Origin of the sequence: Pseudomonas sp. Mn2068 (assembly GCF_049319725.1) — a bacterium.
In the GTDB taxonomy this organism is placed as follows: domain Bacteria; phylum Pseudomonadota; class Gammaproteobacteria; order Pseudomonadales; family Pseudomonadaceae; genus Aquipseudomonas; species Aquipseudomonas gingeri.
The window spans coordinates 355853-367007 of record NZ_JBMOUG010000006.1 but is presented as its reverse complement, the minus strand read 5'-3'; the positions used below and the strand labels follow the sequence as shown (position 1 = coordinate 367007).

Annotated in this window: 10 protein-coding genes; 2 read left to right on the top strand and 8 right to left on the bottom strand. The window is 54.9% G+C overall.

From position 1 onward, the window contains the following. Positions 1–72: 72 nt before the first annotated feature. The 8 genes from ACL9RJ_RS16750 to ACL9RJ_RS16715 form a co-directional block, all read right to left on the bottom strand. Positions 73–846 (bottom strand): hypothetical protein, encoded by a 774-nt coding sequence (locus tag ACL9RJ_RS16750; RefSeq protein WP_017127024.1) that lies wholly within the window; start codon positions 844–846, stop codon positions 73–75. A 13-nt stretch (positions 847–859) separates the two neighbouring features. Continuing rightward, on the bottom strand, positions 860–1675 hold the full coding sequence (locus ACL9RJ_RS16745; RefSeq protein ID WP_177065134.1) for an acid phosphatase: 816 nt from the start codon (positions 1673–1675) through the stop codon (positions 860–862). Positions 1676–1710: 35 nt separating this feature from the next. Then, positions 1711–2556: a MipA/OmpV family protein gene (locus ACL9RJ_RS16740; RefSeq protein ID WP_042935657.1), complete on the bottom strand. Its 846-nt coding sequence runs from the start codon at positions 2554–2556 to the stop codon at positions 1711–1713. Positions 2557–2661: 105 nt separating this feature from the next. After that, on the bottom strand, positions 2662–3696 hold the full coding sequence (locus tag ACL9RJ_RS16735) for a DUF1254 domain-containing protein (protein WP_017127021.1): 1035 nt from the start codon (positions 3694–3696) through the stop codon (positions 2662–2664). A 164-nt stretch (positions 3697–3860) separates the two neighbouring features. Continuing rightward, complete coding sequence (locus ACL9RJ_RS16730) at positions 3861–4844, bottom strand: AraC family transcriptional regulator (protein ID WP_042935655.1); 984 nt, start codon at positions 4842–4844, stop codon at positions 3861–3863. 273 nt (positions 4845–5117) lie between these two features. Beyond that, a complete protein-coding gene (locus ACL9RJ_RS16725) occupies positions 5118–6131 on the bottom strand; it encodes a hypothetical protein (protein WP_422765480.1) in 1014 nt (337 codons plus the stop codon). A gap of 661 nt (positions 6132–6792) precedes the next feature. After that, positions 6793–7200, bottom strand: a complete 408-nt coding sequence (locus ACL9RJ_RS16720) for a DUF6124 family protein (protein ID WP_422765479.1) — start codon at positions 7198–7200, stop codon at positions 6793–6795. A 483-nt stretch (positions 7201–7683) separates the two neighbouring features. Beyond that, entirely contained in the window at positions 7684–8841 is a 1158-nt protein-coding gene (locus ACL9RJ_RS16715) for an ATP-binding protein (protein ID WP_422765478.1), read from the bottom strand. A gap of 766 nt (positions 8842–9607) precedes the next feature. Between ACL9RJ_RS16715 and ACL9RJ_RS16710 the strand changes: the two genes are divergently transcribed. Both ACL9RJ_RS16710 and ACL9RJ_RS16705 read left to right on the top strand, forming a co-directional pair. Next, on the top strand, positions 9608–10483 hold the full coding sequence (locus ACL9RJ_RS16710; protein ID WP_422765477.1) for a nucleotidyltransferase domain-containing protein: 876 nt from the start codon (positions 9608–9610) through the stop codon (positions 10481–10483). Continuing rightward, complete coding sequence (locus ACL9RJ_RS16705) at positions 10483–11145, top strand: hypothetical protein (RefSeq protein ID WP_422765476.1); 663 nt, start codon at positions 10483–10485, stop codon at positions 11143–11145. The genes ACL9RJ_RS16710 and ACL9RJ_RS16705 overlap by 1 nt, the downstream gene beginning before the upstream one ends. The last annotated feature ends 10 nt before the right edge of the window (positions 11146–11155 follow it).

The following is an 11155-nucleotide window of genomic DNA, read 5'->3' as shown; positions in this document are numbered from 1 at the left end:
CTGTGCGCTGTGCATTCAATCGGGTGACGTGGAACCGGATTCCCCAATGGGTGCCCAGGTCCATGCGCCACTTCAGAATCTTCCACTGATACCCAGCAAGGGCCCCTTCTGGACAATGTCGTAGACGAACCCATCGTGACGATAATTCACCCCCATGGCCCGGTAGCCGGCCACCGCCGAAAAGCCGGGCCAGAACTCCCAGCCCGCCAGCGCTGCCAGGTCCCAGTCTTCCCGGGACTGCCCGGCGCCCGCCATACCCCAGGATGACAACCAGAACCGGTCATTCACGGCATAGTGCCCGCGCAGTCCCGCCATGGCGTCCGCCCAGGTCGCGTTGTCCGAGCCCGATAGGCCACCCGCGGGCCCACCGTGCAGACTGATGGTGGTGCCGCTGTACCAGACACGCACGCCGCCCGCGACATCCAACCGATGGTTGTCATCACCCAGCACCGTGTAGCCGCCCCCGAGGAATCCGGAGGCGGTCTTGCTTTCCACCTCGAGCTTGGACGCCGGGGCGCCCGCCGGCAGACGGTTGCGGGTGTCGGTGTCGATATACATCAGGTCGGCGAGTACGCTGTATGGACCCCGCCGCGCCTCGCCCATGAGCATCACCGACATATCGACGGTACGCGCGATATCGGAGAAGTCGGATTTTATAAACTGGGTGCCGGTGCTGCGATGGCCCACGTGTCCTCGGATACCGGCGCCCCACACGTAAGGGCCGCCGTTGAACTGCCACTCGTCGCTGTCTGCCGCCATGGCCACGGTTGGCAGGCTGGCTGTGGCAAGGGCGCCAGCCAGCAGCGCCAGGCAGGTCGGCCTGCGCCGGTTGTCACTGTGCATCATGGTTTTTCTCCGGTCAGTGCTGGGTCAGCGAGAGCGCCACGCCTTCGGCCGCACAGTCCTCTGTGGGTTTCAAGCCTGCTTTTTGCGCCGCCTTGACCTCTTCCTTCGCGGCCGCGAGGTCCGCGAGGAACGCCGGGTTGTCATGCAGGCTCGCCACCGTGGCGGCCCCCATGATGCGGCCGGCATCCACGTCGCTCTGCCAGTGTGCATCGCAGATGACCCGGCTCTGGCCGAATGACAAGCCGCGGGTCATCAGTTCAGTGGCGCGCGCCGGCTGAATCTCGGCCAGCACCAGCCCCCAGGCCCAGCCGGCCGCGGAGTGGCCGGACGGCCAGGAACCGTCCGTGCGCAGCAGCGGTTCCATGTCCTTGCGGCATGTCCCTTCGTCATGCGCCACGAAGGGGCGGGTTCGGTTGTAGGCATTCTTCCCGGCGTAGGTGGAGCCACCTGCGTCCGTCAGGGTGCGTTGCATCAACGTATAAAGGTGCGGCGTGTTTTTCTCGGTGATCGGCGTGCCCATCGCGCAGGAGAATGCTTGCGCCGGGCCTGGAAATGACAGCTCCGCATCCTTGGCCGCGAGTTTCTCCCGGGCCGTGCCCCGCAGCGACAGCGCCGCCCAGCGTGCTTCTTCATCCCGCGCAAAGGCAGCAGTGTCCGGCTTGGGTGGAGCGCCAAGCAACGCCAGGCGCACTGGCAGGTCTGCCGGGTCAAGATAGCCTGGGGCCAGCTTGAAGTGAGGGTCCGTGACCTTGGTGGTCGCATCGTCGGCCAGCACCAGCCCTGACCAGAGCAGGCCAGCCAGCCCCAACTGCTTGTATAGGTTGTTCATCGATTGTTCCTTTATCCAGCCCGGTTGCCGGTCGATCAAAACCGGTACAGGGCATTCAGATAGGCGCCCGCGCCGACCTTCTCATCCGTCAGCGGGCTGTTGCGGGCATCGGAGACCAGGGCATAGGTCTTGATGCCGCCTTCCAGTGCCAGCTGTGGCTGCCATTGCCAGGTGAGGCCCAGTTTCAAGGTCACGTCGCGCATCCCGCCGCCTGGGTGGTATTCGTCGAACCGGGTGCGCGCGGCTTGCTGGGCCGTGACGCCGAAGCGGGCCATCATGTCGTTCTCGTTGCTCCAGGTGCCGTACAGCGTCGAGTCCAGGGTCAATGTCGACGACAGTGGATACGCCGTGGCGACCCCGGCTTCCAGGTACGCCGTACGGCCCAGGCTTTCGCCACCGTAATCGCGGTTCTGGCTCGATTGCAGGCCACGAACAAACAGGCGCCCGGCCGGCAGGATCCAGTACGCTTCCGCCCCGACCAGGGCCGTGCTGTCCAGGTTGCCCATGCCCCTCAGGTAATCGTCACGACCGCCCAGGGTCTGGATTTTTTCCTTGCGCCCCTGGTCGTAGCCGATCAGCAGGGCCACCCCGAAAGGAGCCAGCCCCGGCAAGTCCCAACGCAGCCCCTCCGGGAAGGCCGCGGTAAACGTGCCCCAGCTTTCGGTCGGCAGGACCGCCTTGAGTTTTAGTGACGGGAACGCGGCGTACCGTGAAGAGCCTTCGTACAAAGGACCCACGGCGACGCCGCCACCTGCCGTCACGGAGGGCGTCCTGCTTGAATCGTCCGCATGGGCGGGCAGTGCCATCGCCAATGCGAGGGTCGCGCCTATAAAGGCCATCCCCTGATATCTGGAAAAGTGTGAATTAACCGGGCGTGTCATTGCTTCTTTCCCCTGATGTAAAACTCTGTAGTTCAGAGAAGTCCCTGACGTGTCAGCTCTTGCGCTTGTTTATAAGCGTCGAAACTTTTTAGTTGATGTACTTGATTAGAGTTTGACGGGCTGCGGCTGTGGAAAACGCCATTGGCCATTGAGTATCTGGTAACTTGGCTGATAGAGCCTGACCGTGTAGTTCCAGCCGGGGGGAGTAGGCAGGCAGTTGGCAATCTTGCCGTCACAGCCGCCGAACTGGATGACGATCGAGCCATCGTCACTTTTCCTGGCCGTGAGGTTATTCAACGAGTAGGCGTCATACGGGTTTTTCTGGAAGTAGCCGTCTGCGTTGTAAACACTCACAGACCAGAAACTGTTGACCGGGACATCTCCCACTTTGAGCCGGTAAACGGTTTTCCCATCGTTCTTCGGTATGGCGCTGCCAAGGTAGATCGCGTCCCTGGCCGGGTTTCCGCCCCAACCCGTCGCGGTTCCGATCAGGTGATGGATCGGATTGACCTTGCCCTTGGGGCCAAAGGATTGGTTGTAGTCGGGAATCGTCGAGCCCAGAACGGCCAGGGCATCGCGTATCTTTTTCTGGCTCGCCTGATCCCACTTCGGCACCACGAACTCCCCGCTCCGGGCCTGGCTGACCTTGATTGCATCCTGCAGCGCATGCACCTGTTCAAGGTCCTGGCGATCCGTGGGATCGAAGAACAGACGGACAGCGACAAAGACATAGCGTGTGCCGACAGCCTCTTTCGTCAGCATATGGTCGCCGGATTCGTAGAGGACGGCGGGTACGTATTGATCTTCGTTGACCACTTGCATCGACATGAAGCGCTTGCCGGCCTCGGGCAACGTGATTGTCACGGGGCCGGCATCGAGATCGAACACCGCCGAGGAGTAAAGCGTGTCCCGGTTCATGCGGATGACGTTCTGAGCGTCGATGGGCACCGGTTCGCGGCTATGCACAAACTGACCAAAACCCCCACTCGCCACCATTTTTCCCATGTAGAGATCGGACTCGGCACGGACAAAGTTATCCACACCAACCGGTATCGCCGCATCTGAGGATGACTGGGCGTTCGCACCTGCAAAAGTTGCCAGCGTCAGGGCAAGGATGCAGGCCATGGATGAATGGGACATTGAAACCTCGTGGTCTTATAAGTTGGCGTTACCTTTTTGACTCTATAAGAACGTCCTGGTGGAAACTTGCCATTTGGTGCCAAAAGCGAAGCGGGCGCGTGCCGGTAGGGCAGCGCCTGAAGGAGGGAATGCTCGGGAGGAGGGGGATGGGTCAGGCGAGGATGTCAGCGATCGTGTTGCAGGACCGCGCGATAGCGCGATGGCGGGCTCCCGGTCCAGCGCTTGAAGGCACGAGTGAAGTGCGCCGGATCGCTGTAGCCGACCATATAGGCAATTTCCGTGGCGGTGTATTTACCGCTGGCGAGTAACTGAAAGGCCTCGTTGCGACGGGTTTCGTCACGTAATGCGTCGAAGTCGATGCCACAATATTCGAGGCGACGCTGCAACGTTCGAGGCGACATTCCCATCTTTCTGGAAATGCTGGCGAGCCTGGATTGTTCCTGGTCGGATATCTGCCTGGCGAGCACATCGGCCGCCCGAGCGGTGGAGTTCAAGGCGCGGGTGGTCTTCCAGGCATCATCGCGGGTGTTTTGCAGGGGAATCTCGAGCAACTCACGATCGAATTCGATCATGTTGTACTCGGCGTTCATTTCGAGGTTCGCGCCCAGGTATTCTTCGAGCGCCTCGTCTCCTCGCTCCCTCGGGTTTTTCAGATGTATGCGTATGGCGCCAGGCTCGCCGGACATGAGAGGCACTTTTCTCAGCACCGCGAGGGTGCCGAGAATGACCTGCTTGGGATCGGCCCCGTGCTGCCCGGTAAATTGCTGGATCAGCCTCGTCGTACGGCCCTCGGTGATGATTTTTACTTCCCCGCCCTGATGCAGCAATTTCGTATGGACCGCCGCCGCCGCACAAGCCTGGGCGAGGTTGGTCGAGCCCAATATCAATTCGCCCCAGGCACCGAGGGAGCCCACTTCGATCAGGTGTCCCACGCAGGCCCCGGCGAAGGGATCCTGGGTGATCGCCGCCATTTCATTGGCGATATGAAAGCAGGCCGCTCGCGGTACCCAGGCATCAGGGTTCTGAAAAACATGAGGGGAAATATCAAAACGCCGAAAGAACTCCAGCGGTGACACCCCCCGCATGCCCAGATAGGGAGCGATTGGCCGAAGGGTGCTGAGTTTGATGGAGGGCGTGGCATTCGTCATGGGCGTTTACACCGGTATCATCGCTTGTTCGACATTCGCACCGTACCGTCGCCAATGCATTTCAAGGCGCAAGCCGTTTCAAAAAGCATAAGGCAGCATAGGCGAGATTCGCCAGCGCTCACCGCAACCCATACGAGTAAACCCCCACATCATTGCTGTCATACCCGTTCCCCGTGGCGGATGCAGCCGGTGCTGGCTGGGGGGATGCCGGAGAATGGCAGGTTGACCGGTTGAGCACTATCACTCAAGTAAAATGTTGCAGCGGTATCGCGGTCACTTATTGTTTGTTGAAGTTGTCGGTGTGACAAATTCTGCGTCATTACTCGTTTGGATGGTCGTTGAAGGGGTGAACCATTTTTTGTTTGATTCCAGTTTTGCAAAATCAATCCATCCATTAGATAGCTTGGGCATGTTTTTCTTGTTTTTCACCGCGCTCTCTATTTCTGAAAATTTGAGGTGTAGTATTTCGCTCTTCGCATCGCTGTCGCAGAACATGAAAGAGTGAAAGGATTCGGCGAACCAGATTTCATTTTTTCCTGAGCTGGCGACACCGTAGAACTGCACGATGGGGTCTTCCTTGAAGCCAGTCAGGTTACAGATATCAAACATCAGGATCTGTAACACCCCTTGGGGCAGATGCTTCTTTCTATTATCGATTTCTGTTCTTATCGTCCTCTCGACATTTGTTTCCAGCTGATCTTGCATCTGGATCGGCTTGTCAAGCAGGTCAAGGAAATCTATCATTTTACTTTGCGGGGTTTTCAGTTCAATCGCAAAGATTTGTTGGTTCTTGCTTACGTAGTAGTCTGGAAATGTCCCGGCAAAACTACCCTTGTTGCTCCTCACGTCGTTAAGCCCAATCGCATAATGACTAAACCCAAAATTCTTGGTTTTTGCCAGGCAATTCAAGAATCCGGGCTCTTCGACTACGCTGGTGCTGATGTTTTTACCGCGAAGCTCTTTGTTGTGCTTTACAAAAGTCATGGCTCTGGAGAAGAACAGGTAGCCTTTGGCATCCAGCATTTCATATATTTTTTCTTGTGATACAGACTCGCCAACCATGTATTTCTTTTTTTTATCCGTATGCTCCAGCTCTTCCTCACTTTTGGTTTTTATTTCGAATGGCTCTGCTATCAAGCTGTGTTCGCGTTTGTTTTTCGCGATTTTTTCTTTTTTTTCTTCCTCGACTTGTTTGAACATGCTGGTTGCGATGTCAGTATTTGATGAGGACACTGGTGAGGGACTTGTGGGTTTCTTGGGGGGCAGGGCAAACGGATTGGGTTTCACCGCTTTTACCAGAAATATTCCCGGGTTCTGTATTGATTTGGATATGGGGTTCCCACATGTCCCACACTTGTATTTGTACCATAAGTCAGGGCTTATCTCTTTTTCCGATCTTGAGGGCTGTTTGCAGTTGATATTCGAGCACTCATAAAAATATGGCATGCATGCCCCCTGGGTTTGATGTCTGTAGTGGGTACGGCTCCACCAAACTGAAATACCAATCTGAAGCAGAAAGGATCATCAGCACATCGTTCAAGTAGAGTCAGGCTAGTTTAGAAGAGGATTTCCATTCGGCAAGGCCGAGACCAGGGCTCTAAATGGGTCCCCTGGACGGCCACCGTTTCCGAGTGCTCCTGGCCGTTTTCGTGACACGCACGCGCCCCAAGAAAACCGGTCAGTAATCGTCACCAAACACCGGCCTTGACTCAGCAGGAATTGAGCGCCCGCAGGTGGCGCAGCTCCAGCACCTGTCCGACCACATTGCGCAGCGGCTGGAAGTACACCTCCCCGAACACCATGAACTCCAGTGCGGCACCATTCAGGGCCTGGCTGGTGTGGAAAGTGGTTCAGGTGGGCGGGCGCGGCAGTTTGGGGCTGCGGGGTGGGACGTCTAAGCAGCAGGCCTCGGCAACCGCCGAACCGGGCGGCTGCCGAAAGGCCGGGTTCAGCTCGACAGCTGCGGCTTGGCCCCTGCAAGCAGAGAGTCCACCACCGTCCGCGACAGCTCCAGCGCATGCATCACGCCCCTGAACAGATCGCGATCAACGCCGTGCAGATGAGGACCGATTTCATCGGCATTCAACTCGGCGACTTTGAGCAAATCCGAGACATGGGCCAACGCGACCGTGGCGGTGATTCCTGGTTGTACGGAAAACAGCGGTGACCTATGGGCGCAGTCAGGAGGGGCAGTGTTGAAAGCGGTGGTGGTGAGGGTATCGAGCAGCAGACACGGCGGTGGATCTGCATTGATCTGTTCTAAAGCGCCGTAGACGGCACCGCATAGAAAGTCGCTCTTTTCAGAAAGACTGGAAGTGCGGCAAGGAGGTGGATCGGGGGTGATTTTCTTAGCCATGGTGAATCTCCAACAGGTTAAGGAGATCTCCACTCTCGCTGCGAAACAAGGGTGGCGAACTGTACGCAGGTTCGCAGACCGGTCTGTTGGAACACCGGCAGGCATAAGCCTCCTGCGCACAGCCCGCCATAACGCAGACATGAAAAAGCCGCTTACGCGGCGCTGTGCGCCAACAGAAACCGCCGGGCTGCGAAACCCGCATCGCTGATTTTGCAGCGACCCTCGGAATGTAGACCCAGCAGTAAGCGCACACAACATTCTCCCACGTCCAAAATGCGTAGGAAATATGAGTTTTTTTGGAAAGCCATTTCTGCGCATTACAGAGCGCCGGTGTAGAACTCAGCTAATCCCGTACCTGGAATCGACTGATTTGCTCCCCGGTCTGCGTGTATCAGCGGCTATCTGCGTGAGCAGCTCGTTGGTCCGAGCGCGTAGCTCGGTCGTACTCCACGGAAGCTCTACTCCGGTAATCTGAGCGTGCGGCTACCGCCCCTCAATCAACGCCCGCTCCTCCAACCAGATCTCCTGAACAAACTGATCCGTAATCGCATAAATCCCATGCCCGCGCCGCATGAGGATGTTCTCCGCCACCAGCGCAATCACCACGGGTTGAATCTCTTCAACCCGCACTTCGCGACCTACCGTCTTTGAATATTCAGCTGCTGCATCGATAGAGAAGATCCCCCGAGCATCGCCTTCCGTAGCCGCGATCTTGTTGAAAATCGCCCGAGCCAGGCTGCCCAGCTGTTCGACTTTTTCAAGCTCAATACTTGCCGCTGCTGAGCGTAAGGTACTCGCAATCACGGGGAGGAAAAGATCCGGATCACCGTCCTGCTGCAGTAGCTGACGCAATGCCTTGAGCATTTCCTCTGGTCGATTGCCCAAGGTATTGAAGGCTTCGACGGCGGCTTCTAGTGAGGGGAGCTTTTCCTTCTTCACTGTCATCGCCAGTCGGTTGAGCAGGAATTCAACGTAATCACTCTTGAGCTGTGGGTACGGGGCCGATGTCGCGCCGGAAAACGCTTGGTTGCGTTTGGCGGTCAGCTCACTTACCTGGGCTCTGTGAGAGCCCGTGCCGATAAAGAGGAAGTGGCCCGGCGTATTCGGGCGCGGGTTGATTGCATCACGAGCAGCCTTGAGTGCCAGGAGCAGTTGGTTGCCATCGTCGGAGGAAATGGCTTGTTGCACCTCATCGATGATCAGCACGAGATCGGTCTTCGCTTGGTCGATCACTTCTGTGAGGGCTTGCGCCAATGTGGTGCCGTCGGCGTTACCGATGCTATCGAGTTTGAAACCGAACTTGAATCCTGCCGCGCCTAGATCGACATTGCTGACTCGCTTGAGCGTTTCCAGGATTGAAGAGCCCGGCGTTTGCAGCTCTTTCAGGGTCTTGCGGATGGCGTTGTGCACGAGCGTTGCGGGGTTGGCCAGCGTGTTGCTCCAGAGGTCGACGTAAATCACCAGGGCGCCTGCTGCTTCCAGTGCTGGGATCAGGTCGTTGCGTAAGAAGGTTGTTTTGCCCGTACGACGAAGGCCGGACAGAAACAAACCGGATCGAAGCCCTTCATCCAGCACACCTGGATTGAGAAGCTGGTTTGCCATCGATTCAGCCAATTCTGGGCGCTGAAATATGCTGCTCATGCAATTATCCCCTTTTATGCGTACGCCATAATTATTGCCAATACATAATTTAGCATAAAGGGTGAAATCTGGAATTTTGGCGCGAAAAGATGTGATTCAAAACGAAGGGGTGAGGCGGGAAGGGGTTGATCGAGGATGAATATCCCAGAAACAACAAAGCCCTCACATTTCTGCGAGGGCTTTGTTTTATATGGTGCGGCACCAGACGAACGGTATGTTTCGGCGAGACTAGGTTTTTCGGGCGTCTGGAGCTCGCTGGAAAAATCGGCGTACCCCAACTAGTAACTATAAATAAATCAGCTAGTTATGGCGTTCGGTGGAATCGAATCCGGGATTCTTTAAATTTCAGAACGTTTGTCGGTATGCAAGTAATTCAGAGGCTCATATGGAATGGTAAACCTCCTGAATTCGAACGTTGTTGATCATCCCCTCCGTCGAGAATAGGTAGGAATCCACTAAAAGCTGCCGTGGCGACAGGCAGCAGTCGGCCAAAAGTTGCCATTGACCAAAGTCCATATCCAGCCAAAACGGACGTTTCTGACGGGGAGATCAACCCAAAGCCGGCCATAGACACACCGCCTACGACTTCGTAATCTACGTGCAGGTCTTGTCGCTTTTTCTCCTATGCCTATTTCGCGTCTTTAGTGCGGGACTCAATTGGCTCAAGGGATGACGTATGGACAAGGAACGTTATGCGGCGCATGCGGCGTAAAAATTACGCTACATGTGTCGCCTATATATAGTTAGTGTTTTCAAAGGATAAGCAATGAGCCTGGAAGATAGATTGTCCGGATGGACTGGCCCTTCGAGTGACACCGAGCAGGACAAGCAGGATAGAACGGAGCGAATGATTCGCCAAGCGATAAATTCACACGAACCATTCAACAATTGCTCGTTGCAGGTTTATGCGAAAGGATCTTACGCTAACAACACTAATGTGCGTTCAGATAGTGATGTCGATATCGCTGTGGAATGTACAGAGGTTCTATATTGGAAGGAGTCTGAAAAAGGGAATTATACGCCAGGCAAACCATATGAGGGAATTTGGACCCCTGCAAAACTGAGAACCGAGCTTCTTTCCGCTTTGGAGGCAAAGTTTCCCGGTCAAGTAGATTCCACGGGATCTACCGCAATACAGATAAATTCTAGCTCAGCGCGCGTAGATGCTGATGTCGTTCCATGTTTTAGCTATCAATATCACATGAGCCACGGGACGAGAGATGGAACTAAAATATTCAAGGCGGATGGCAGTAGTATCGTTAACTATCCAGTTCAGCAAATGGAAAACGGAATAGCTAAGAACAAGCGAACTGGTTATGCCTATAAAAAAGGGGCGCGACTTTTAAAACGCATTGAAAACGCAATGGCAGAAGATGGAATATTTCGCGAATTACCATCCTTCTTTATGGAGTGCCTAGCCTACAACTGTCCAGACACTGTGTTTGCTCATTCAACATGGACAGAGTGTCTCAGAGCTATGCTTATTCATATTTGGGATAATCTTCAAGGTAATGAGCCGGACACCGGGCGCTGGATAGAAGTGAATGAATGCTTTTACCTGTTTCATTCAAGTCAAAAATGGACTCGTGAAGATGGGCGAGAGTTCTCAAAAGCAGCTTGGAACTACTTTGGGTTCAAATAATGCGTAATGTAACATTTAAAAACTCGGTGTATCTGCTAGTCGGTACTTCAGCAGTTGCTTGGTTTTCGATTGCCTACTTTAGCGGACTAGATCTATCCAAGGTGCTAGATTTTTTTGGGCTTATTCCAAAAGTTGTGAGCATTGATCTTTTGGTGATAGCAGCGTTTGTTAAGTGGGGGTGGAAACTTAAAATATTTAGAGGGTGGCTTGTACCGTTCCCGAATTTAAACGGAAGCTGGGTGGGCTTTATTTATTCAGATTGGAGAAATCCAGAGACGGGCGTAAAGCCACTCCCTATACCTGTAATGCTGACTGTGAATCAGTCTTTCTTTCACATTAGTTTCATGATGCGTACAAGTGAAATGGAAAGCTCTTCGTATTCTGAGGGGTTTCTTATTGATCCTGATCGACAGATTAAAAGCGTAGCGTATATGTTTACTAGCAAGCCTAGACTAAGTTTGAATGAGCGGAGTATTCCCCATGATGGAGCAGCAGTGTTCCAGATCATTGAAAAGCCAAAACAAAAGCTAGTGGGTCGGTATTGGACGGAAAGATTAACAAAAGGTGAGATGGTTCTTCAGCATCACTCAAAAGAGCTTCTGGATGAACTTCCAGAGGGCTTGGGTGAGCATCCAGTAACAGAAAATGAAAATCGACGCTAACAAGGCGTTA

Coding starts and splice junctions, on each gene's coding strand:
- ACL9RJ_RS16750 (WP_017127024.1), bottom strand. CDS start 846: ATGATGCACAGTGACAACCGGCGCAGGCCGACCTGCCTGGCGCTGCTG.
- ACL9RJ_RS16745 (WP_177065134.1), bottom strand. CDS start 1,675: ATGAACAACCTATACAAGCAGTTGGGGCTGGCTGGCCTGCTCTGGTCA.
- ACL9RJ_RS16740 (WP_042935657.1), bottom strand. CDS start 2,556: ATGACACGCCCGGTTAATTCACACTTTTCCAGATATCAGGGGATGGCC.
- ACL9RJ_RS16735 (WP_017127021.1), bottom strand. CDS start 3,696: ATGTCCCATTCATCCATGGCCTGCATCCTTGCCCTGACGCTGGCAACT.
- ACL9RJ_RS16730 (WP_042935655.1), bottom strand. CDS start 4,844: ATGACGAATGCCACGCCCTCCATCAAACTCAGCACCCTTCGGCCAATC.
- ACL9RJ_RS16720 (WP_422765479.1), bottom strand. CDS start 7,200: ATGGCTAAGAAAATCACCCCCGATCCACCTCCTTGCCGCACTTCCAGT.
- ACL9RJ_RS16715 (WP_422765478.1), bottom strand. CDS start 8,841: ATGAGCAGCATATTTCAGCGCCCAGAATTGGCTGAATCGATGGCAAAC.
- ACL9RJ_RS16710 (WP_422765477.1), top strand. CDS start 9,608: ATGAGCCTGGAAGATAGATTGTCCGGATGGACTGGCCCTTCGAGTGAC.
- ACL9RJ_RS16705 (WP_422765476.1), top strand. CDS start 10,483: ATGCGTAATGTAACATTTAAAAACTCGGTGTATCTGCTAGTCGGTACT.